Origin of the sequence: Pseudochelatococcus sp. (assembly GCF_050946405.1) — a bacterium.
Lineage (GTDB): Bacteria > Pseudomonadota > Alphaproteobacteria > Rhizobiales > Beijerinckiaceae > Pseudochelatococcus.
On record NZ_JBMNUS010000013.1, the window covers coordinates 84,147 to 107,796 of the forward strand.

Here is a 23,650-nt window from a genome sequence, read left to right on the forward strand (position 1 = left end):
CACGGAGTTGAGATGAGCGACAGAACTTATGACATCGCGGTGATTCCCGGCGACGGCATCGGCAAGGAGGTGATGCCGGAGGGCGTGCGCGCGCTGGAAGCCGCCGCGCGCCGCTTCGGCTTCGGCATCAGGCAGACGTGGCACGATTTCGCCAGTTGCGATTACTACGCGAAGCACGGAAGCATGATGCCGGAGGACTGGAAGGAGCGCCTGGGCCGCCCGTCCGCGTTGTTCTTCGGCGCGGTGGGCTGGCCGGATACGGTGCCCGATCATGTATCGCTGTGGGGATCGCTGCTGCAATTCCGCCGCGAATACGATCAATACGTCAACCTGCGGCCGGTACGCCTGATGGAGGGCGTGCCTTGCCCGCTCGCCGGTCGCAAGCCGGGCGACATCGATTTCTGGGTGGTGCGCGAGAACACGGAAGGCGAGTATTCGTCCGTCGGCGGGCGCATGTTCGCCGGCACGGAGCGCGAGATCGTGTTGCAGGAAACGGTGATGACGCGCCACGGCGTCGACCGCATCCTGCGCTTCGCCTTCGAGCTGGCCCGGAAGCGCCCGCGCCGGCAACTGACGTCGGCCACCAAATCGAACGGCATCGCCATCACCATGCCCTATTGGGACGAGCGGGTGGAGGCCATCGGCGCGGAATATCCCGAAGTGGCGCACAACAAGTTCCACATCGATATCCTCACCGCCAACTTCGTTCTCAAGCCGCAGATCTTCGATGTCGTCGTCGGCTCCAACCTGTTCGGCGACATCCTGTCCGATCTCGGCCCGGCGTGCGCCGGCACCATCGGCATCGCGCCGTCCGGCAACATCAATCCCGAGGGCGATCATCCGTCGCTGTTCGAGCCCGTGCACGGCTCGGCGCCGGACATCGCCGGCCGGAACGTCGCCAACCCGATCGGACAGATATGGTCGGCGGCGATGATGCTCGACCATCTCGGCGAGGCGGAAGCCGCTGCGGCCATCGTGCAGGCCATCGAGGCGGTGCTGAAGGAGCCCGCCTTGCGCACCCGCGATCTCGGCGGCCGCGCCGATACCGTCACATGCGGCAAGGCGATCGCCGACGCCATCGGCGGATAGAGCATCGTGCGTTCAAGCCGATCGATCGGCTTGAACGCAAATTGCTCCGGTGTCGGTAAAATATATTTCAAATCAGCAGGATGCGGGACTTCCGCGTTTCGGGAAAACGCGGAAGTCCCCTGAACGGGAGAAGCTGGATGAGCAACCTGATCGTGTTCGACCTTGAGAACCTCGGCGCGCCCGAGGAGAGCGAGGCCGCGCCGGAGCGCCTTGTCGAAGGCCGGCCGACCTACAAGACGTGGGAGAAGGATGTCGTCGACGACGGGCGCATCCGTTCCGGCGTGTGGGAAGCGACGCCCGGCGCCACCCGCTCCGTGAAGGGCGAGACGTGGGAGTTCTGCACGATCCTCTCCGGCGTCGTCGAACTGGCGGAAGAGGGCGGCGAGACCCGCCGCCTTGCGGCGGGCGACACGTTCATCATGCGGCCGGGTTTCGTCGGCGTGTGGCGCACCATCGAGACGGTGCGCAAGCTGTGGGTGATCGTTTCCTGATACCCGCACGGCCGGGTTTGCGACCGCGCCGGCCCTGCTCAAGCCCGCGCGCAGGTCATCGGGCCGGATCGCGTCGATCCGGCCCTTTTTCTTCGCCGCGTCGATTACTGTGCGCGGTTGAGCGCATCGCCGAGGACGGACACGATCTCGCCGATCTGCTCGCGCTCCACGATCAGCGGCGGCGACAGCGCGATGATGTCGCCGGTGACGCGGATCAGCACGCCCCGGTTGAGGCAGTCGATGAACACGTCATACGCGCGCGCGCCGGCGGCGCCGGGGCGGGAGGAAAGCTCGATGCCCGCGACGAGGCCGAGGACGCGGATGTCGATGACGTTCGCGGCGCTCTTCAGGCTGAAGATCGCCTCCTGCCATTCTTCCGCGAGGCTCGCGCCGCGCGTCAGCAGGCCCTCGTCGGCGTAGATGTCGAGCGTCGCGATGCCGGCGGCGCAGGCGGCGGGGTGGCCCGAATAGGTGTAGCCGTGGAAAAGCTCGATGGCCGCCTCGGGGCCGGTCATCAGCGCGTCGTGCACCTTCCGCTGCACGAACACGGCGCCCATCGGAATGGTGCCGTTGGTCAGGCCCTTGGCGGTCGTCACGATATCCGGCGTGACGCCGAAGTAGTCCGTGGCGAAGGGCGTGCCGAGACGCCCGAAGCCGGTGATCACCTCGTCGAAGATGAGCAGGATGCCGTGGCGCGTCGCGATTTCGCGCAGGCGCTCCAGATACCCCTTCGGCGGCGGCAGCACGCCCGCCGACCCCGCGAGCGGCTCCACGATGACGGCGGCGATGGTTTCCGCGCCGTGCAGCGCCACCAGCCGCTCGAGATCGTCGGCCAGTTCCGCGCCGTGCTCGGGCAGGCCCTTCGTGAAGGCGTTGCGGGCGGGGTCATGGGTGTGGCGCAGATGGTCGGCGCCCGGCAGCAGCGGAAACACGCGCCGGTTGTTGACCAGCCCGCCGACCGAAAGGCCGCCGAAGCCGACGCCGTGATACCCGCGCTCGCGGCCGATGACGCGCGTGCGCGTGCCCTGCCCGATGGCGCGCTGGTAGGCGATGGCGATCTTCAGCGCCGTGTCGACCGATTCCGAGCCCGAATTGGTGAAGAAGATGCGGTCGAGCTGCGCGTCCGCGCCGCCCGGCGCGACGGCGGCGAGGCGCTCGGCGAACTCGAAGGCGATCGGATGGCCCATCTGGAACGAGGGGGCGTAATCGAGCGTGGCGAGCTGGCGCTCCACCGCCGCCGTGATCTGCCGCCGCCCGTGACCGGCGTTGACGCACCACAGGCCGGCCGTGCCGTCCAGCACGCGGCGGCCGTCGACCGTGGTGTAGTGCATGCCCTCCGCCGCGGCCAGCAGGCGCGGCGCCTTCTTGAATTGCCGATTGGCGGTGAAGGGCATCCAGTAGTTGTCGAGGGACGGCGTGTTCGGCCTGTCGGCGGCGGTCGTCATGATGAAAGCTCCTCTGGCGGTTTTTCCCGTGGCGGGTGCAGGCAGCGTAATCACGGTTATGATTTGCCAACAAGTCCTTTTCTGATGACTGATAACACGTTGAAATATATGGTGGTGCGCGTGGCCGTGTTTCGGTTTTCGAAACGGCTGCAACGCCGGAGGCTTTTCGGTCTGACGCGTTTTTCTCGCGCGGAGCGGCATCCGCTTCGCTTGGAAACGCTTTATCGCGGGGAGGGAATGTTGATCGACGATCTCGGCGGCCGGCTGCGCTACGTCCGCACGCTTCACAATCTGTCGCAGCGGGAACTCGCCAAGCGGGTCGGCGTCACCAATTCCACCATCTCGCTGATCGAATCCAACACCAGCAACCCCTCGGTGGGCGCGCTGAAGCGCATTCTGGACGGCATCCCGATCAGCCTCGCGGACTTTTTCGGCCTTGAGCCGGCCGCGCCGAAGAAGGCGTTCTACCGCGAGGACGAGATGGTCGAGATCGGCAAGGGGCCGATATCCTACCGGCAGATCGGCGAGAACCTCGTGGGCCGCGCCATGCAGATTCTCAGGGAGCGTTACCAGCCCGGCGCGGATACAGGGGTGATTCCGCTGGTTCACGACGGCGAGGAAGGCGGCGTCGTTCTCAGCGGGCGGCTGGAGGTGACGGTGGACGGCGAGCGGCGCATTCTCGGCCCCGGCGACGCCTATTACTTCGAAAGTCGCCGCCCGCACCGCTTCCGCTGTCTCGGTCCCGTGCCGTGCGAGGTCGTGAGCGCCTGCACGCCGCCTACATTCTAGAGCGCGCTCCGTTCAAACGGAGAAGGAGTTTCCGGCGAGGCAGCCGGCTCATGTTCCGCGTCCGCGGGCGCGGGCGGCGAGCGCGTTGCGGATCGCGAAGCTCGAATGGATGCGCGACACGCCGGGCAGCGTCGACAGGATTTCGGTGTGAACGCGCTCGAACGCGGCGGCGTTCTCCACCTCCAAGCGCAGCAGGTAGTCGGCCGAACCCGTCATCAGATAGCACTCGCGAATCTCGGGATGCTTGCGCACCGCCGTCTCGAAACGGGCGAGATAATCTTCCGTCTGCCGCTCCAGCGTGATGTTGACGATGACGGCCATGGTGGCGTCCGGCAGCGCGTGGTCGATGATGGCCGTGTAGCCGCGAATCACGCCGCTGTGTTCGAGCTGCCTGATCCGCCGCAGGCAGGCGGAAGGCGACAGGCCGACTTCCCCGGCGAGTCTCGCGTTGCTCATGCGCGCGTCGAGACGCAGCAGGCGAATGATGTTGCGGTCGACGGTGTCCAGGCCAGTCATGCAATAACCTTCCAATTCATCGTTTATTATTGCATGGAATTTCCATTGTTGAAACGATCGTGTGCAGTTTGCGCATCCATTGCGCGATCGTTGCGGTAGGCTCAATGCCGTTTCGCGGGGCTGCCCTTCGGGGTGGGCGCGGCCCTGCGCCGGGGGTGTTTTTATGGTCGAAGACGTTTCTCCTGCCGTTGCGCGGCAGATATCCTGCGGCATCCTGACGGTCGATCTCGACGCGCTGGCGCGCAATTATCGCGCGCTGCGCGAGCGGCTCGCGGGCGTCGCCGCCGGGGCCGTCGTCAAGGCGGATGCCTATGGTCTCGGCGCGGAACAGGTCGCGCCCGTGCTCTATGATACCGGCTGCCGCGACTTCTTCGTCGCCCATCTCGGCGAGGCGCTCGCGCTGCGGCCGGCACTGGATGATGACGCGCGGCTCTACGTATTGAACGGCCTGCTGCCGGGAGCGGAGAACCTGTGCGCCGACGCCGGTATCGTGCCCGTTCTCAACACGCCCGAGCAGGTGGCGAACTGGGCGGCGACGGCGCGGGCGCGCGGCCGGGAACTGCCGGCGGTGCTCCAGTTCGATACCGGCATGTCGCGGCTCGGGCTCTCCGGCGGCGAGGCGCAGGCGCTCGCGGCCGATCCCGCGCGGCTCGCCGGCGTGCGCGTCGCTTATCTGATGAGCCATCTCGCCTGCGCCGACGAGCCCGACAACCCGCAGAACGCCGATCAACTCGCGGCGATGCGCCGTTTCGCCGCCCTCTTTCCGGGGGTGCCGCCGTGCTTCGCCAATTCCGGCGGCATCTTTCTCGGCGCGGATTATCACGGCGCGCTGGCGCGCCCCGGCATCGCGCTCTACGGCGGCGCGCCGGCGGCGGGCGACGTCAACCCGATGGAACCGGTCGTGCGGCTCGACGTGCGCGTGATCCAGACCCGCACGGTGCCCGCCGGCGCCCGCGTCGGCTACGGCGGCGCCCACGTCACGGCGGGCGAAACGCGCCTCGCCACGATCGCGGCGGGTTATGCGGACGGCCTCTCCCGCCACCTCGGCGGTCGCGGCGCGGTTTACGTCGACGGCGTGCGCCTGCCGATCGCCGGGCGCGTGTCGATGGACAGCATCACCGTCGACATATCGGCGCTGCCGCCGGGAACGTTGACGACCGGCAGCCTCGTGGAAGTGATCGGCCCGCATCAGACGCTGGAAGACGTCGCGGAAGCGGCCGGAACCATCGCCTACGAAATTCTGACCGCCCTCGGGTGGCGCTACCATCGCGACTACGTTCGGACAGCGGAAAAAAACAGGGGAACCGCATGAACATCGTCATTCTCGGCGCGGGCGTGATCGGCGTCACCTCCGCCTATTATCTCGCCAGGGCGGGCCACAAGGTGACGGTGCTCGACCGCCAGCCCGGCCCGGCGCTCGAAACGAGCTTCGCCAACGCCGGCGAGATATCGCCCGGCTACGCCGCGCCATGGGCCGCGCCGGGCATTCCGCTCAAGGCGCTCAAGTGGCTGTTCATGACGCATGCGCCGCTGGTGATCCGCCCGCTGCCGGCCCTTGCCGCGTGGCGCTGGATGTTCGCCATGCTGCGCGAGTGCTCCGATGAGCGCTACAAGATCAACAAGGGGCGGATGGTGCGCCTGGCGGAATACAGCCGCGATTGCCTCATCGTGCTGCGTGAGGAAACCGGCATCGCCTATGATCACCGCACGCAGGGCACCTTGCAGGTCTTCCGCACGCAAAAGCAGTTCGACGGCATCGCCAAGGACATCGCGGTGCTGAAGGCGGACGGCGTGCCGTTCGAGGTGCTGGATGCGGCGGGCTGCGTCGCGGCGGAACCCGGCCTCGCGGGGGCGCGGGAGAAGATCGTCGGCGGCCTGCGCCTGCCCCACGACGAAACCGGCGATTGCTTCAAGTTCACCAACGAACTGCACCGGATCTGCGAGGGGCTCGGCGTCACGTTCCGCTTCGGCGTCGACATCCGCCGCCTGCGGGTGGCGGGCGGGCGCATCGCCGCCGTCGAAACGGCGGCCGGCGACGTCACCGCCGATGTTTTCGTCGCCGCGCTCGGCAGCTACGCGCCGGCGCTGCTCGCGCCGCTCGGCCTGCGCCTGCCGGTCTATCCGGTGAAGGGCTACTCGATCACGCTGCCCGTTGTCGACGAGGCCCGCGCGCCGGTTTCCACGGTGATGGACGAGACCTACAAGGTGGCGATCACGCGGCTCGGCGACCGCATCCGCGTGGGCGGCATGGCGGAGATCGCCGGCTTCAACCTCGATCTGCCGCCGGCGCGGCGCGCCACCCTCGAACATTCGGCCGAAGACCTTTTCGGCGGCGCGGGAGACCGGCAGCGGGCGACCTTCTGGAGCGGCCTGCGGCCGATGACGCCGGACGGCACGCCGGCCATCGGCCCGACGCGCTACGCGAATCTCTTCCTCAACGCCGGCCACGGCACGCTCGGCTGGACCATGTCCTGCGGTTCGGGCCGCGTGTTGGCCGATCTCGTCGGGGGAACGAAGCCCGATATCGAAACGGCGGACCTCGCGCCCGGCCGCTACGAATCGCGCTGACGCAGCCGGAATGTCCCTTCGTTACGATTGAAATGTAACGGCCGTTGCATTATAGGGGTGCCATGGTTTCCTTGGCATGGCTCCTCCTGACCTACAAGGTCCCCCCCGATCCCGCCGCGCGGCGGGTCGCGCTCTGGCGCAAGCTGAAGGGCATGGGCGCGGTCTATCTGCAAAACGGCGTCTGCCTGCTGCCGAAGACCGACGATCACGCCCGCCGCCTGAAGATGATCGGGAACGACGTCGCCGAAATGGGCGGCGAGGCGGTCATTCTCGAAACCGTGGCGCTGGATCGCGGGCAGGAGGAAAAGGTCGTCGCGCGATTCAGGGCCGACCGCGACGAGCAATACCGGGAGTTCCTCGGGCGCTGCGCCGATTTCGAGGCGGAAATCGCCAAGGAAATCGCCATCGGGAAATTCACCTACGCCGAGCTGGAGGAAGAGGACACCGACCTGAAGAAGCTTCAGGGGTGGCTGGAGAAGATCAGGAAGCTCGACTTCTACGGCGCGCTGCTGGCGGAGGAAGCCGCCTCTCGCCTGCGAGCCTGCGAGGCGGTGCTCGAAAGCTATGCGCAGCGCGTCTTCGACGCCCATGACGAGAACCGGTAGTATGGGCATTTTCAGGCGCGACGACGAGATGAAGGCATCGGCCGGCCGGCGCGGCATTCCCGCGGGCGTCTGGGCGCTCGGCTTTGTCTCCATGCTGATGGATATCTCCTCCGAGATGATCCATGCGTTGCTGCCGGTCTACATGGTGGCGGTGCTCGGCACCTCCATGCTGACCGTCGGCATCATCGAAGGCATCGCGGAGGCGACGGCCGCGATCACCAGGATCTTCTCCGGCGCGCTCAGCGACCGGCTCGGCCGGCGCAAGTTCCTCGCCGCGCTGGGCTACGGCCTCGCGGCCTTCACCAAGCCGATCTTTCCGCTGGCGCCGTCGATCGGCTGGCTCGTCGCCGCCCGTTTCATCGACCGCGTCGGCAAGGGCATTCGCGGGGCGCCGCGCGATGCGCTGGTCGCGGACATCGCGCCGCCCGAACTGCGCGGCGCGAGCTTCGGCCTGCGCCAGTCGCTCGACACGGTCGGCGCGTTCATCGGCCCGCTGCTCGCCATCGGCCTGATGTGGCTGACGGCGGATCATTTCCGGACGGTGTTCTGGATCGCGGTGATTCCGGCTTTCCTGTCGCTTGCCGTCATCCTCTTCGCGGTGAAGGAGCCGGAGCGGCCGCAGGAGCTGCGCCGCGTCCGCATGCCGCTGCGGCGCGAGGAACTGCGCCGCCTTGGCGCGGGCTACTGGCGGGTGGTCGCCGTCGCCGCCGTCTTCACGCTCGCCCGCTTCAGCGAGGCTTTCCTGATCCTGAAGGCGCAGTCCATCGGGCTGCCGCTGGCTCTCGTGCCGGTCGTTCTCGTCCTCATGAGCCTGGCCTATTCGTTGTCCGCCTATCCGGCGGGCGTGCTGTCGGACAGGATGGACCGGACGGCGATCCTGATCTGCGGCCTCGGCCTGCTCATCCTGGCCGATCTGGTGCTTGCCTTCGCCGGCGGGCTTGTCGGCCTGGGGATCGGCGTCGTGCTGTGGGGCCTGCACATGGGGCTGTCGCAGGGCATCCTGGCCACGCTCGTCGCGGATACGGCGCCGGCGGAACTGCGCGGGACGGCGTTCGGCATGTTCAATCTCGTGACCGGGTTCGCGCTGCTGGCCGCGAGCGTCATTGCGGGCGGTCTGTGGGATCTCGCCGGGCCGCGCGGCACGTTCCTCACCGGCGCGGCTTTCGCCACGCTGACGGTGGCGGGGCTGGCGACATTGCGGCATCGGCGAGGCTCTCGCTGAAGCCGTGCCGGGGCGCAAGAAATGTCGCATTCTGGCGGCGGCCGCCGCCGCCGACCGTGCGGATATCGGATGGAATCGACACGGCCATGCCGTTCAGCGCCGGCACGGAGCGCGTTAACGCTCCTGAAATTTCACGCATTTTCACGGATATTCAAGAGGTGCCTCATCAATGGGCAGAGACTGCCTAATGGGTAGTCACATCGGCAAAAATTGCATGATAACGACAAAAATTGCGTCGCGGGGAGAGGCGGGCGCTTGCGTCGTCATCTCCCATATCGTTACATGTCGGCGACAATCAGGCAGACTTTCCCCTCCCGATCGGATCAGCCGTTCATGTGCTCGTTCAAAGCGCCGTCGACGCTCAATGACGCCCTTGTCTCAAATGCGGGCGTGTCGGAGATCGGAGTTGCGGGCATTGGCGATCCGCCGCGCGGCGTGACCTTTTTCGGGGCCGACCGCCAGCTCACGCATGTTTCCTACGCGCAGTTGCTCGACCGCTCCCGCCGCTGGCTGTGGCATCTGACGCAGGGCGGCGTCCGCCCCGGCGACGAGGTGCTGATCGTCACCGACGACCTGCCGCTGTTCACGACGGTTTTCTGGGCCTGCGTGCTCGGCGGCATCGTCGCCGTGCCGGTCTCGACACCCACGAACGACGAGGGGGCGCTCAAGATCGCGCGTATCCGGGGCGTTCTGCGGCGTCCGTGGATCGTCTCGGACGCGCGGGTGCATGCTCGCCTCGCCGCCGTCGCGGACGGGATCGCGCCGGAACGCACGGCGTGCGCCGGCGAGCGCTCGATCGCGGTTCCCGGCGTCGTGCTCGATTGTCCGGCGGCGCCGGTGGCATCCGTGGCGGCGTCGGATGTGGCCTTCATCCAGTTTTCCTCCGGCTCGACGGGCGCGCCGAAGGGCGTGATCGTCACCCACGCCAACCTGATCGCCAATTGCACGGCCATTCTCAAGGGCATCCTTGCGAACGCGCCCGGTGAAAACGGAGAAGCCGCGCGCCTGTTGAGCTGGATGCCGCTGACGCATGACTTCGGCCTCATCTGGTTCCACATCCTGCCGACCGTCTTCGGGCTGGATCACGGCCTCGTCCCGACGAAGCTCTTCGTGCGCAACCCGCTGGTGTGGATGCAGGCGGCCTCCGACATGAAGGCGAGCGTGCTCGGCGGGCCGAATTTCTCTTACCGGCATTTCCTCAAGCATTTCGATGCCGGCAAGCCGCGCGACTGGGATCTGTCGCCGGTCCGCGTCATCGCCAACGGCGCGGAGCCCATCTCCTGCGAACTGGCGGAGGAGTTCACCGCGGCGCTCGCGCCTTGCGGACTCGATCGCGGGGCGATGACCGCCGCCTACGGGCTGGCGGAAGGCACGCTGGTGGTGAGCATGGCGCAGCCCGGCGCGGGGCTCGGCCGGATTTCCGTCGACCGCAACCGCGTCAATCCCGGCGAGCGCGTCGCGCCGCTGGATGAAGGCGATGACGCCGCGGTGAGTTTCGCGGATGTCGGGACGCCGCTGGATTGCGTGTCGCTGCGCGTTGTCGACGAGGCGGGGCTGCCCTGCGCCGACGATGTGGTCGGCCGCTTGCAGATAACCGGCGCGAGCGTGACCGCCGGTTACTACAACGACGACGAGGCGACGCGCGCCGCCTTCACGGCGGACGGCTGGCTGGATACGGGCGATCTGGGCTTCATGCGCGCCGGGCGTCTCGTCGTCACGGGCCGCCGCAAGGACGTGATCATCGTCAACGGGGTGAACTACTATCCGCAGGACATCGAGCGCGTGGCCGGCGAGGCGGAAGGGCTCGACCTCAACATGGTGGTCGCCGGCGCGATCCCGCGCGGGGTTCTCGGCGAGGATCGGGAAGGCGTCGTGCTGTTCGTGCTGTTCCGGCGCGAGGTGGAGCGGTTCCTCCCGCTCGCCCGCGAGGTGCGCGACCGCGTGCTGCGCGAGATCGGCATTCCCGTCGATCGCGTCATTCCGGTGGCCCGCATCGCCAAGACGACGAGCGGCAAGGTGCAGCGCTTTCAGATGGTGGGGCAGTTCGTCGCCGGTGCGTTCGATGAAGCGTTGCGCGCGCTCGATGCGGCGGATGCGGCCGAGGGCGCCGCGCTGCGCCGGGCGTGGGAGCGGGGCGACGAGGCCGCGCTGGTGGCGGAACTGGCGGCGTGGGGCGCGCGCATCGTGCCGGGCGGCGCGCTCGATCCGGGCCGGCCGCTCATGGAAAGCGGCTTCACGTCGCTGCGTCTCGTCGAACTGATGCGGCGCATCGGCCGCGCGCTCTCGCTGGACCTGCCGGTCACGCTCGCCTTCGAACAGCCGACGCTGGCGGCGCTCGCCGGCGCGCTCGTGCGCCTGCGCAGCGCCGATGCCGCGCCTGCGGAAGCGCCGCGCGCCGCGCCGGCGGCGGAGCGGGCGCGGATCGGCATCACCGGGCTGGCCTGCCGCCTGCCCGGCGGCGTTGAAAGCCCGGCCGGCTTCTGGCGGCTGCTTGAAGGCGGCGTCGATGCGACGGCGCCGGTCGCGCCCGGCCGCTGGCCGGCTTACGACGCCAGCCTGACCGTGACCGATCGCGGCGGCTATCTGGCGGATATCGAAACCTTTCCGGCCCGGTTCTTCAATCTGACGCAGGTGGAGGCCGATGCCGTCGACCCGCAGCAACGGCTGCTGCTCATGACGGCCTGGGAGGCGCTGGAGCACGCGGGGATCGATCCGCTGTCGCTGAAGGGATCGCGCACCGGCGTGTTCGTGGGCATCAGCCCCGGCGATTACGTGCAGGCGCAGGCGCGCGCCGGCCGGCTCGACGCCATCGGCCCGCATGCGTTTCTCGGCAGCGCAACGAGCGTCGCGGCCGGGCGCATCGCCTATGTGCTGGGGCTGGAGGGGCCGGCGCTGGCCGTCGACACGGCCTGTTCGTCGGCGCTCGCGGCGCTCCATCTCGCGGTGCGGGCGCTGCGGGCCGGCGAGTGCGACCGCGCGCTGGTGGCGGGCGTCAATCTCATCCTCGGCCCCGAGATGCATGTGGGCCTCAGCCGCATGAACGCGCTGTCGCCCGCGGGGCGCTGCCGGGCTTTCGACGCGGCGGCGGACGGCTACGCGCGCGGCGAGGGCTGCGTCACGCTCGTGCTGGAGCGTCTCGATGCCGGAGATGCGCCACGTCCGCTCGCCCTTGTGCGCGGCACGGGCCTCAACCACGACGGCGCGTCGAACGGGCTCACCGCGCCCAACGGCGCGGCCCAGCGGGCGGTGATCGCCGCCGCGCTCGCGGATGCGGGCCTTGCGCCGGCCGATGTCGACTATGTGGAGGCGCACGGCACCGGCACGCCGCTCGGCGACCCGATCGAGGCGATGGCGCTGGCGGAAGCCTACGGCGCGGGGCGCGACGGCGAGCTGCGCGTCGGCTCCGTCAAGACCAACATCGGCCATCTGGAGGCCGCCGCCGGTCTTGCCGGCCTCGCCAAGGCGGTGCTCGCGCTCCGGCATGGCAGCCTGCCGGCCTCGCTGCATTTCGAGACGCCCAATCCGCTGATTCCGTGGCCGCAACTGCCCCTGCGCGTCGTCGACCGCGCCGAGCCGTGGCCGGCCGTGGCCGGGCGGGTGCGCCGGGCCGGCGTCAGCGCCTTCGGCATGAGCGGCACCAACGCGCATGTCATCATCGAGGAAGCACCGCCGGCGCCCGTGCCCGCGCATGACGACGCGCGGGCGACGGTGCTGCCGGTTTCCGCGCGCACGCCGGAGGAATGCGCCGCGCTGGCGGAGCGTTACGCGGCCGCGCTGGAGCGCGCCGACAGCGGCCGCATGCACGATCTGGCCCGCACGGCAGCGTGCGGCCGGGCGGCGATGGCGCATCGGCTGGCGGTGACGGGACGCGATCCGGCGGAACTCGCCGCGAAGTTGCGGGCGAAGGCCGCCGCCGGGGCTGGCAGGCCCGATGCCGGCGCGCCCGTCGTCTTCCTGCTGCCGGGGCAGGGGGCGCATGCGCCGGAGGCGGTGCGCGCGCTCCATGCGCGCGAGCGCGTGTTCCGTGAGACGCTGGATGCGGCCGATGCGGCGCTTGAGGGCTTTCTGGACCGGCGCCTGACCGATCTCCTGCTGTCGCCGGAGGGCGCGCCGCTTCTGGGGCGCACGGCCTACAACCAGCCGGCGACGGTGGCGGTGTCGCTGGCGGTGGCGGCGATGCTGCGGGCGTTCGGCGTGCGGCCCGATGCGGTCATCGGGCATTCGGCCGGCGAGATCGCGGCGGCGGCGCTCGCGGGCATGCTGGATCTGCCCACGGCGGTGCGGTTCGCGGCGGCGCGCGGCGCGGCCATGCAGGCGCTCGACGGCGGCGCGATGATCGCGGTGCGCGCGCCGGCGCAGACGATCAACGACGTGATTGCGCAGACCCTGGCGCGGGTCGAGGGCGTGGGCGTCGCCGCCTGGAACGCGCCGGCGCGCGTCACGCTGTCGGGGCCGCGCGAGGCGGTGGCGCGGGCGGCCGCCGTCCTGCGCGAGGCAGGCGCGCGCGTGGCAGAGCTGCGCGTGGCGGAGCTGGACGTGTCGCACGCCTTCCACTCGCCGATGATGGACGGCGCGCTCGCCCCCATCCGCGAACTTGCCGCCGGCCTCACGGTGAGCGCGGCGACGGGGCGCATGATTTCCACGCTGACGGGCGGGCCGGTCGATGCCGGGGCGCTGCGCGATCCCGCCTATTGGGCGCGGCAGGCGCGCGAGCCGGTGGCCTTTGCCGCCGCCGTGTCGGCGGTGGGGGGCGATGCGCCCGACCGCGTCGATCCGGTTCTGATCGATCTTGGCGCGCGGCCGGTGCTGGCGCCGCTCGCGGCGGAGGTGCTGCCGCAGGCGCGCTGCCTCGCCGTCTGCGACGCGCGCCGGCCCGACGAGCGGCTCATCGAGACGCTGGGCGAACTGTTCGAAGCCGGCCGGCCCGTGGCATGGCCCGCCGTCTTCGCGGAGCGTCCCGGCCGGCTCGCGGAAGCGCCGACCTATCCCTTCATCGGCAAGACGCGCGTGCTGCCGACGGCCGGTGCGGATTCCCGCGCCGGCGAAGCGCAGGCGGCCGGCCGGGCGGAAGCGCTGCCCGTGCCCGCGGCGACAGCCCCGGTGGCGGGGCGCGAGGCGGTTGCGCACGTCATCCGCAGCGTCCTGCGCGGCGTCGCCGGGCTCCAGCCGGAGGAGGTGGCGGGCGATGCGACATGGTTCAGCCTCGGCCTCGATTCGCTGCTGATCGTCCAGCTCCAGCAGGCGCTGGCGCGCGAATACGCCATCGACCTGCCGCTCGCCGCCGTCATGGAGAACGGCGATACGCTCGACCGGCTCGTGACCCTCGTGGTGGAGCGCCTGCCCCGCGTGGCGCAAGCGCCGGTGGAAGCGCCCGTTATGGAGACGCCCGCTGCGGCGGCGGCTGGCGGCGAAGGCGTCGAGGGGCTTCTCGCCCGGCAGATCGACGCCATGAGCGCGCTGTTCAGCCAGCAACTCGCGTTGCTTCAGGGCGGAGTCCGGCCGGCGGTTTCGACGCCCGCCGCTATCCCGGACGTCGCAGTCGCCGGGCCGGCCCCGGCCGCGCCGAAACGCGAGATCAAGGGCCTGTTCAAGGCGCTGCCGGCGCGCAGGGAGCAGGCGAATCCGGCGCAGGAGGCGCATGTGCGCCGCCTTGCCGCCGCCTTCAACGCCCGCACGCGCTCCTCGAAGGAGCATACGGCTGCCTATCGTGGCGTCTACGCCAACCCGCGCGCCGTGATCGGCTTCCGCCCCGAGTGGAAGGAGCTGAACTACCCCCTGCATGTGGAGCGGGCGGAAGGGCCGTATGTGTGGGATATCGACGGCCATCGTTATGTCGACATCACCATGGGTTTCGGCGTGACGCTGTTTGGCCACAACCCGCCCTTCGTGCGCGAGGCGCTGGCGGCGGAGCTTGCCGCCGGCTTTCCCGTCGGCCCGCAGAGCGCGCGGGCCGGGCGGGTCGCCGCCATGATCAGCGCCATGACCGGCGTGGAGCGGGTGGCGCTGTTCACCACCGGCAGCGAGGCCGTCATGGTCGCGCTGCGGCTGGCGCGCGCGAAAACCGGCCGGCGCAAGATCGTGACCTTCGTCAATTCCTATCACGGCACGTTCGACGGCGTGCTGGCGGTGGGCTGGACCGAGGGCGCGCGCGTGACGACCATGCCCGTGAGCGAAGGTACGCCGCAAGGCATGGTCGATGACGTGATCGTGCTGCGCTACGGCGATCCGGCCGCGCTCGACGTCATCCGCCAGCACCTCGCCGAACTGGCGGCCGTGGTGGTGGAGCCGGTGCAGAGCCGCGACCCGGCGGTGCAGCCGCGCGCCTTCCTGCACGAGTTGCGGGCGCTGACGGCGCAGGCGGGCGTCGCGCTCGTTTTCGACGAGACGATCACCGGCTTTCGCGTGCATCCCGGCGGGGCGCAACGCCATTTCGGCATCGAGGCCGATATCGTCACCTACGGCAAGGTCGTCGGCGGCGGCATGCCGATCGGCGTCGTCTCGGGAAGGCGGCATTATCTCGACGGCGTCGACGGCGGCGACTGGCAGTATGGCGACGATTCCGTTCCTTCCGCCCGCACCGCCTTCGTGGCCGGCACCTTCAACAACCATCCCCTGACGGCGGCGGCGGCGGAGGCGGTGCTGAAGCACCTCGCCGCCGAGGGGCCGCAGTTGCAGGAGCGGCTGAACGCCCGCACCGCCGCGATGTGCGCCGAGCTAGACGCCCTGTTCGCGGCCGAGGACGTGCCCGTCCGCATGGCGCATTTCAGCTCGCTGTTCCGTTTCGAGTTCGCCGGCGACACCGAGATCCTCAACTATCACCTGCTCAACAACGGCGTTTTCGTCTGGGAGGGGCGCAACTGCTTCCTCTCCACCGCCCACAGCGACGACGACATCCGCTTCATCGTCGAGGCGGTGCGCAAGGGCATCGCGGAGATGCGGGCCGGCGGATGGCTGCCGCCGTCGCCGGGCCGCGCCGCGCCCGAGGCGCGCCAAGAGCATGGTGCGCGCGAGGAGGCAGGACCGGCGCCGCTCGGCCGGGGGCAGGGCGAGATGCTGGCGCTGCTCGAAGCGCGGCCGGAGGCGACGCTCGCCTATAACGAGATGGTGGCCTTCGCGCTCGACGGCCCGCTCGACCGGGAGGCGCTGCGCCGCGCCTTCGCCGGGCTCGTGCGGCGCCACGAGGCGCTGCGTTGCGCGGGCATCGACGAGACCGGCTGGCGCGCGGCGGCTCTTCCGCCCGCCGACCTGCCGGCGGAAGAGCCGGCCGAAGAAGGAGCGGTGATGGCGCGCCTGGCGCGCGAACTCGAAACGCCGTTCGATCTGCAACGCGGGCCGCTCATGCGCGCGCTGCTGCTGCGCCTTGCGCCGCAGCGGCATGTGGTGGCTTTCACCGTGCATCACATCGTCGCCGACGGCTGGTCGCTCGGCCTGATGGCGGGCGAACTCGCGGCGCTTTACGCCGCCGAACGGGCCGGCGTGGCGGCGGCGCTGCCGCCGGCCGAATCGTTCCGCGCCTTCGTCGCCTGGACGCAGGGCTTGGACGGCGGCGCGTCTCCGATGGCGGAAGACAGCGCGCCCGTCGTCCTGCCGGCCGCCGATTTCCCGCATCGCGCGTCCTTCCGCGGCGGGCGCGTCCACCGCCGCCTGTCGGCGGGCGGGCGGGAAGGCGAAGGCGTGTTCGATGCCGCGAGGCGTTTCGCGCGCGCGCATGACACAAGCCCGTTCACGGTGCTGCTCGCGGCCTATGCGCTGCTGCTCGGCCGCCTGTCGGACCAGCGCCGGCTGACCATCGGCATTCCCGTCGCCGGCCATACGGAGGCCGGCTTGCCGGTGATGGTGGGGCAGGCGTCGGCGGTGCTGCCGCTGACGCTGGAACTCGATCCGCAAGCGGATTTCGCAGCCCTCGTTGCCCATGTGAAGGCGGCGCTGGCCGATGCCCGGCACGGCGTCGGCGGGCTCTTCACCGCGCAGGGCGGGCGGGGCACCGATGTCAACGTGCTGTTCAACCTCGACCGCGGTTTCCGGCTCGATTTCGAGGGATTGGGGCTGACGTGGATATCGCCTCCGGTCAGCCGGCCGAAAAAGGACCTGTTCCTCAACGTGCTGGAGCTGAACGGCGAAGCGCTGCTCGATCTCGATCATGACGGTGCGCTGGGCGATTCCGCCACGGCGGAGCGCTGGCTCGATTCCTTCCTGTCGCTGCTCGCCGAGGGGCTGCGCGCGCCCGCGACGCCGATCGCGCGCCTGCCGCTCTCCGCCGCTGACCGGGCGGCACAGGCGGATGATGTGCGCACGCGCGACGGCTTCGGCGCGCCGGCCGCCATCGGCACGGTCGCGCCGGTGGAGGCGCGCGACGATGCGGGGCTTTGGGCCGACACGGGGCGGCTCGGCCGGCTGCGGGCGGATGGCGGCGTCGAGGTGCTGGGCGAGGCGCGGCGTTTCCTGCGCACGCGCGGCGGCTGGCTCGATCTCGACCTTCCGGCGCGGGTGCTGCGGGAACACCCGGCGCTGGCCGATGCCGCCGTGATCGCGGAATCCGGCGGGCTGACCGCCTTCGTGACGCCGCGCGCGGGCGGGCAGGTCGACGGGCAGGCGCTCGCCGCCTATGCGGCGCTGCGGCTGCCGCCCGAGGCGCGGCCGGCCGCCTTCGTCGTGACGGATATCGCGCGCGATGCCGGGGGGCGCGCCCTCCTGCGCGCCGATCACGGCGAGCGTCTCGCCACGCGCGCCCTCACGCCCGCCCGCACCGATGCGGAGAAGGCGGTCGCGGCGATCTGGGCCGAGGTTCTCGGGCTGGAGGAAGTCGGCGTCCTCGACAGCTTCTTCGACCTCGGCGGTCACAGCCTCAAGGCGCTCGCCATCCTCGCGCGCGTCGAGGCGCGGCTCGGGCGCACCGTGCGGCTGCGCGCCTTCTTCGAGGAGCCGACCGTGGCGGGGCTCGCGTCACGTCTGGGCGCGGGCGAGGCGCATGCCGTCATTCCGACCGCGGCACCGGCGGCGCATTATCCGGCGTCGAACGCGCAGGCGCGGCTGTGGATGCTCGACCGGATCGATCCCGGCCTTGCCGCCTACAACATCGGCTTTTCGCTGCGCAGCGCCGCGCCTCTCGACGAAACCGCGCTGCGGATCGCGCTGGCGGGCCTCGCCGGGCGGCACGAGAGCCTGCGCACGGCGCTCATCGACCATGACGGCCTGCCGCGCCAGACGATCCTGCCCGCGTTGCAGCCCGAGCTGCGCATCGAGGATGCGGTGGGCGCGGACGCGGCGGCGCTCGTCGCGCGGGAGCGGGCCATCGCCGCCGAGCCCTTCGCGCTGGAGCGCGCGCCGCTCTGGCGGGCGGTGCTGCTGCGCGGGGGGCAAGGGGATATCGAGCCGGCGGGCGACCGTCTGGTGTTCGTGCTGCATCATGCCATTGCCGATGTGTGGTCGGTCGGCGTTTTCGTGCGGGATTTTCTGGCGTTGTACGCAGAGGCCGGCGGCGCACGGCTGCCGGCGCTGGCGCTGCAATACCGGGATTATGCGGTCTGGCAGGTGGGGCGGCCGGAGCCGCATCTTGACTGGTGGGTCGCGGCGCTGGCGGATGCGCCCCGGCTGGAGCTGCGGCCCGACCGGCCGCGCCCGCCGCTCAAGACCTTCAACGGCGATCATGTCGTTCTCGATGTGCCGGGGCCGGTCGCGGCGGCCCTCAAGGCGCTTGCCGCCGTCAACGGCGCGAGCGCGTTCACGGCGGTGGTCGCGGCGCTCTGCAACCTGCTGTGGGAAGAGACGGAGGCGCGCGACATCGTCATCGGCACGGTGACGGCGGGGCGCGACCATCCGGCGCTCGCGGACCAGATCGGTTTCTTCGTCAACACGCTGGCGCTGCGCGCGCGGGTGGCGCCGGAGGCGGGCTTCCTGCCGCTGCTCGCGGGCGTGCGCGATGCGCTGCTGGCGGCGGCCGAACATGGCGATACGCCGCTCGACCGGGTGGTCGAGGCGTTGAACCGCCCGCGCGATCCGGCGCGCAATCCGCTGTTCGAGGTCGTCGTGGTCATGGACGACCGCGAGGAGATCGACCGGCTGCTCGCCGGCACCGGCTTCGCGCTCGCGGAAATCGACACGGCGACGGCGCAGTTCGACCTCACGCTTTATGTCACCGACGGCGCGGACGGCATCCGCATCAAGGCGACCTACAATACCGACCTGTTCGACCGCGCCCGCATCGAGGGACTGATGGCGCGGCTGGCGGGGCTGATGGCGGGGGCGGCCGCCGATCCGGCGCGCGCGCTCGCCGCGCGGGCGCAGGGGGGCAGGGCGGCGCATGGTTCCGCGCCTGGCCAACGGCAAGGCTACGCGCCGTCGCGCCATCAGGAGCGGCTGTGGTTCGTGGATCACTTCGAGCGCGGCGTGCTCTATCCGTCCGGGCCGACCTATTACAACATGCCGTTCGTGGTGCGCGTCGACGGCGCGGTCGATGCCGCGCGGCTCGCGGCTGCCGCTGCGGCGCTTGCGGCGCGGCATGAGGCGCTGCGCGCGGCGCTCGTCACGCAGGGCGACCGTCCGGCCGTCGAGGTCGCGGCGGCTGCGGCGCTGCCGGTTGCGGAGATTGCGGCGCCGGCGGGGGCGGGGCTTGCCGCAGTCGAGGAGGCGAGCCGCGCGGCCTTCGACCTCGATACGCCGCCGCTCGCCCGTCTGACGCTCTGCCGCGAGGCGGGGAGCGGCGCCTGCTGGCTCGCCCTGACGGTTCATCACGCCATGGGCGACCGGGCGGCGCTGCGCACGCTGGCGGAGGAACTCGCCCGCCTTTATGCCGACCCGGCCGCCGCCCTGCCGGAAATCCGCCCCTTCGGCGCGGCCCATGCGCTGCCGGAGCGGGCGGTGGAGGCCGGCCATGAGGCGGATGCCGCCTATTGGCGCGAGGCGCTGGCGGGCGTTTCCGCGCTCGTGCTGCCGACGGACCGGCCCCGCCCCGCGATCCACACCTTCACGGCGGGCCGCGTCGCGGGGCGGCTCGACGCGGCGCTGCGCGGGCGGATCGACGCGCTGGCGGCGGCGCTCGGCGTGAGCCGGGCGGATGTGCTGCGCGCCGGTTATCAGGCGTTGCTGCATCGTCTTTCCGGCCAGCGGGATGTCGTCATCGGCGAGACCGTGCAGCCGCCGCAACCGGCGCGGACGGTCGGGCCGCTCGCCAATCTCCTGCCCTTGCGGCTCGACGTGGAGGCCGGCGAGGGCTTTGCCGCGCTGGTGCGGCGCGCGGCGGCGCGGCGGCAGGCGGATGCGGCGCATGGCGCGATCCCCTTCGATCTGCTGGTGCTGGCGGTGAAGCCGCGCAACGACATGAGCCGCACGGCGCTGTTCGATGTGCTGTTCCACCATGAGAATGCGACCGCCGCCCTGCCGGCCGGGTGGGCGGCGGTCGACACCGGGCTCGGCTGGGGCAAGTACGATTTCGTGCTGTCCGTGGTGCCGGATGGCGACGGGCTGGCGGTGAGCCTCGTCTACAACCGCGACCTTTTCGACGCCGCCAGCGCGCAGGCCGTCCACGCGCGCTACGGGCAACTGCTGGCGGCGGCGCTGGCGCAGCCGGAGCGGCCGCTGTCTGCGCTCGACATCATGCTGCCGGGAGAGCGCGCGGCGCTGCTGGCCGAAGCCGGCGAGGTGGCCGATTACCCGCGCGGCCTCACGCTCACGGCGCGTTTCGAGGAGATGGCGGCGCGCCACGGGGCGCGCATCGCCGTCACCGACACCGACGGGGAACTGACCTATGCGGCGCTCGACGCGCGCGCCAACCGGCTGGCGCATCGCCTGCGCGCGCTCGGCGCGGGACCGGAGGCGCTGGTCGGGCTGTTCGTGGGGCGCACCTGGCGCATTCCCGCTGGCATTCTCGGCATTCTCAAGGCGGGCGCGGGCTATGTGCCGATCGATCCCGCCTATCCCGACGAGCGCATCCGCTTCATGGTGGCGGATTCGGGCATGCGGCTCATCGTCACCGACGCTGAAAACGCGGCGGCGGCGCACCGCCTCGGCATTGCTACGGTGGTGATCGATGATCTGGCGGAGGACCTGCCCGTCGCGGCGACACCCGAAAATGCCGCGCCCGAAAATGCTGCGCCCGAGAACGTCGCTTACGTCATCTACACGTCCGGTTCCACCGGCATGCCCAAGGGCTGCGTCATCGAGCACCGCAACGTCATCCAGCTCTTCTTCCACGAGGGGCGGCCGTTCGCCTTCGGGCCGGATGACGTGTGGAGCCTGTTCCACTCCGCCTGTTTCGACTTCTCGACGTGGGAGATCTACGGCGCGCTGCTCTTCGGCGGCCGGCTCGTCGTCGTGCCGCAGGCGCTGACGCGTGAGCCCGCCGCCTTTCTGGAACTCGTCGCCCGCGAGGGGGTGACGGTGCTGAGCCAGACGCCGACCGCCTTTTACGGGCTGATCGAGGCGGCCCGGCAGCGCCCCGGCCTGCATCTTGCGCTGCGCGAGATCGTCTTCGGCGGGGAAGCGCTGGCGCCGGCCCGGCTTGCCCCGTGGCGGGCGCTCCACCCGGCCGCGCGCCTCGTCAACATGTACGGCATCACCGAAACGACGGTGCATGTGACGTTCAGGGAGATCGGCGACGCCGAGATCGCGGAGGGCCGCAGCGTCATCGGCCGGCCGCTGCCGTCCTGCGGCGTGTTGCTCGTCGGCCCCGATCTCGCGCCCTGCCCGCGGGGCGTGGCCGGCGAGATCGTGGTCGCGGGCCACGGCGTCGCCCGCCGCTACCTGAACCGGCCGGAACTCACGGCGGAGCGCTTCATCGCGCACCCGGACCTGCCCGGCGGGCGCGTCTACCGCTCCGGCGATCTCGGCCGGATCGGGCTTGACGGCGAGCTGGTCTATCTCGGCCGCATGGACGATCAGGTCAAGATACGCGGCTTTCGCATCGAGCCTGGCGAGATCGAGCGCCGGCTGGTCGCGCATCCCGCGATCCGCGATGCGGCCGTTCTCGCCGAGGGCGGCGAGGGCGGCGAGGGCGCGGCGGGCGAGAGCCTCTGCGCCTGTGTCGTCACCGATGCGCCGCCCGGCCGCGAGGAGCTGTTTCACTATCTGGCGGACAAGCTGCCCGACTACATGATTCCGTCGCGCTTCCTGCGCGTGGCGCGCATCCCGCTCACGGCCAACGGCAAGGCGGACCGCCGGCGGCTCGCGGCGGAGGGCGGCGAGGCGATCGGCGCGGGGGGCGGCGCGGAGGAAGGCCGGGCGCCGCGAACGCCACTGCAAAAGGCGGTGGCGCGCATCTGGTGCGAGGTGCTGGGCGTGCCGCAGGTGGGGCTCGACGACAATTTCTTCGCGCTCGGCGGCCATAGCCTCAAGGCCAATCAGGTCGTGGTGCGCATCCGCCAGCGCCTCGGCGGCAGTCTCGACCTGCGCGATTTCTTCAGCGCGCAGACGCTCGCCGTGCTGGTCGAGCTGATCGAGCGGCGCGGGCTCGGCGCGGCGGGCACTATTGCCCCGGCGCCGTCCGCGCCCGACTATCCGCTCTCCTTCGCGCAGCGCCGGCTGTGGCTGGTGCAGAACATGAACCCCGATAGGGTGGCCTACAACATGGCCGGCGCCTTCGTCGTGGAGGGGGCCGTCGACCGGGAGCGGCTGGCGGCGGCGTTCCGGGCGCTGGCGGTGCGCCACGAGATCCTGCGCACGCGCTTCGTCTCGCGCCACGGCGAGCCCCGGCAGGTGGTGGATGCCGGCATCGACGGGCATATGGCGGTGTTCGAGGCCGGCCATGACGCGGGAAGCGGCGGGATGGCGGCCGTGGAGCGGCTGCTCGCGGCGGAGCTTCGCCATGTCTTCGATCTCGCGCGCGGGCCGCTGGCGCGGGTGCATCTGGCGGAGCTGCCCGTCAAAGGGCACGGCGGCTGCGCCATCATCATCAACCTGCATCATATCGTCTCCGACGGCTGGTCGGTGACGGTCATGCTGCGCGAGCTGGAGGCGCTCTACCGCGCGGCGCTGGCTGCGCCGCAGGCGACGCCGGCGGAGATCGCGGCGCGGGCCGGGCTGCCGGCGCTGCCGGTCCAGTACCGGGACTATGCCTTGTGGCAGCACGGCGAGGCGGCGGGCGAAGGGTTGCGGGCGGCCCGCTCCTACTGGCTCGCCCGCTTCGAGGACGAGGCGCCGGCGCTGGAACTGCCGGCCGACCGGCCGCGTCCGCATACGCCCGGCGGGGCCGGCGCCATCGTGCATGCCGTGCTCGACGAGGAACTGACGCAGGCGCTGAGGGACCTCGCGCGCCGCCACGACATGAGCCTGTTCGGCGTGCTCGCCGCGCTCGTGCGGGTGCAGCTCGCGCTCCTGTCGGGGCAGGACGACATCACCATCGGCACGCCGGTCGCCGGCCGCAACCTGCTGGAGCTGGAGGGGCAGATCGGCTTCTACCTCAACCTGCTGGCGCTGCGCGGCCGCATCGGGCCGCAGGATGCCTTCGGCGATGTCCTGAAGGCGGAGCGCACCCTGGTGCTCGACGCCTTCGCCCATGAAGCCTGTCCGTTCGACCTCCTGGTCGGGGAGCTGGGCGTCACGCCGGAGCGCGGCCGCCATCCGCTTTTCGACGTGCTGATCATTCTCCAGAACAACGAGCCCGTGCGCCTCGACCTTGCCGGGAGCCGGGGCGCGCCGCTGCGCGATACCAGCATCAGCGCCAAATACGATCTCAACTATATGTTCGAGGACCGGCCGGCGCTCGAACTGCTGCTGGAATACGCGGCGGATCTTTTCGATGCGGACACGGCCCGCCGCATCGCCGGGGATTTCGTCGCCCTCGCGCGGGCGGTCGCCGCCGATCCCTCCATCGGCGTCGACAGCCTGCGGGATCGCATGCAGCGGGCCGTGCCGCCGCCGGATGCGCCAGCGGCGGATGTGCTGGCGCATGACGCGGCGCATGGTGCGGCTTTTGCCGATGACGGGTGGTGA

Annotated in this window: 10 protein-coding genes; 8 read left to right on the forward strand and 2 right to left on the reverse strand. The window is 70.7% G+C overall.

What is annotated here, in order from left to right; translation table 11 throughout:
- The first annotated feature begins 12 nt into the window (after positions 1-12).
- The gene (locus tag ACOYJQ_RS17020; protein WP_433460168.1) at positions 13-1,089 is read left to right on the forward strand and encodes a tartrate dehydrogenase; all 1,077 of its coding nucleotides are present in this window, start codon (positions 13-15) and stop codon (positions 1,087-1,089) included.
- Between the two features lie 137 nt (positions 1,090-1,226).
- Positions 1,227-1,580, forward strand: a complete 354-nt coding sequence (locus ACOYJQ_RS17025; RefSeq protein ID WP_433460169.1) for a cupin domain-containing protein — start codon at positions 1,227-1,229, stop codon at positions 1,578-1,580.
- Between the two features lie 104 nt (positions 1,581-1,684).
- On the opposite strand, the gene ACOYJQ_RS17030 is transcribed toward ACOYJQ_RS17025, so the two are convergent.
- Entirely contained in the window at positions 1,685-3,025 is a 1,341-nt protein-coding gene (locus tag ACOYJQ_RS17030) for an aspartate aminotransferase family protein (protein WP_433460170.1), read from the reverse strand.
- Between the two features lie 237 nt (positions 3,026-3,262).
- Here ACOYJQ_RS17030 and ACOYJQ_RS17035 point away from each other — a divergent pair, with 237 nt between their 5' ends.
- A complete protein-coding gene (locus tag ACOYJQ_RS17035; protein WP_433460172.1) occupies positions 3,263-3,814 on the forward strand; it encodes a cupin domain-containing protein in 552 nt (183 codons plus the stop codon).
- Between the two features lie 48 nt (positions 3,815-3,862).
- Here ACOYJQ_RS17035 and ACOYJQ_RS17040 read toward each other — a convergent pair whose 3' ends face one another.
- Positions 3,863-4,330 carry an Lrp/AsnC family transcriptional regulator gene (locus ACOYJQ_RS17040; protein WP_433460173.1) on the reverse strand — a complete coding sequence of 156 codons (468 nt, stop codon included), beginning with the start codon at positions 4,328-4,330 and terminating at the stop codon, positions 3,863-3,865.
- A 163-nt stretch (positions 4,331-4,493) separates the two neighbouring features.
- Between ACOYJQ_RS17040 and alr the strand changes: the two genes are divergently transcribed.
- The 5 genes from alr to ACOYJQ_RS17065 all read left to right on the forward strand — a co-directional run bounded on the left by alr (position 4,494) and on the right by ACOYJQ_RS17065 (position 23,650).
- The gene (alr, locus tag ACOYJQ_RS17045; protein ID WP_433460175.1) at positions 4,494-5,642 is read left to right on the forward strand and encodes an alanine racemase; all 1,149 of its coding nucleotides are present in this window, start codon (positions 4,494-4,496) and stop codon (positions 5,640-5,642) included.
- Complete coding sequence (locus tag ACOYJQ_RS17050) at positions 5,639-6,898, forward strand: D-amino acid dehydrogenase (protein WP_433460176.1); 1,260 nt, start codon at positions 5,639-5,641, stop codon at positions 6,896-6,898. The genes alr and ACOYJQ_RS17050 overlap by 4 nt, the downstream gene beginning before the upstream one ends.
- 62 nt (positions 6,899-6,960) lie before the next feature.
- Positions 6,961-7,503, forward strand: a complete 543-nt coding sequence (locus ACOYJQ_RS17055) for a Chromate resistance protein ChrB (RefSeq protein WP_433460177.1) — start codon at positions 6,961-6,963, stop codon at positions 7,501-7,503.
- Between the two features lies 1 nt (position 7,504).
- Positions 7,505-8,725, forward strand: coding sequence for an MFS transporter (locus ACOYJQ_RS17060; protein WP_433460179.1), 1,221 nt, complete (start codon positions 7,505-7,507; stop codon positions 8,723-8,725).
- A gap of 333 nt (positions 8,726-9,058) precedes the next feature.
- Positions 9,059-23,650, forward strand: a complete 14,592-nt coding sequence (locus tag ACOYJQ_RS17065; protein ID WP_433460181.1) for an amino acid adenylation domain-containing protein — start codon at positions 9,059-9,061, stop codon at positions 23,648-23,650.

Bases quoted from the DNA above. Each gene is read 5' to 3' on its own strand.
- ACOYJQ_RS17025 (WP_433460169.1), top strand. From the start codon at position 1,227: ATGAGCAACCTGATCGTGTTCGACCTTGAGAACCTCGGCGCGCCCGAG.
- ACOYJQ_RS17020 (WP_433460168.1), top strand. From the start codon at position 13: ATGAGCGACAGAACTTATGACATCGCGGTGATTCCCGGCGACGGCATC.
- ACOYJQ_RS17055 (WP_433460177.1), top strand. From the start codon at position 6,961: ATGGTTTCCTTGGCATGGCTCCTCCTGACCTACAAGGTCCCCCCCGAT.
- ACOYJQ_RS17035 (WP_433460172.1), top strand. From the start codon at position 3,263: ATGTTGATCGACGATCTCGGCGGCCGGCTGCGCTACGTCCGCACGCTT.
- ACOYJQ_RS17050 (WP_433460176.1), top strand. From the start codon at position 5,639: ATGAACATCGTCATTCTCGGCGCGGGCGTGATCGGCGTCACCTCCGCC.
- ACOYJQ_RS17040 (WP_433460173.1), bottom strand. From the start codon at position 4,330: ATGACTGGCCTGGACACCGTCGACCGCAACATCATTCGCCTGCTGCGT.
- ACOYJQ_RS17065 (WP_433460181.1), top strand. From the start codon at position 9,059: ATGTGCTCGTTCAAAGCGCCGTCGACGCTCAATGACGCCCTTGTCTCA.
- ACOYJQ_RS17060 (WP_433460179.1), top strand. From the start codon at position 7,505: ATGGGCATTTTCAGGCGCGACGACGAGATGAAGGCATCGGCCGGCCGG.
- ACOYJQ_RS17030 (WP_433460170.1), bottom strand. From the start codon at position 3,025: ATGACGACCGCCGCCGACAGGCCGAACACGCCGTCCCTCGACAACTAC.
- alr (WP_433460175.1), top strand. From the start codon at position 4,494: ATGGTCGAAGACGTTTCTCCTGCCGTTGCGCGGCAGATATCCTGCGGC.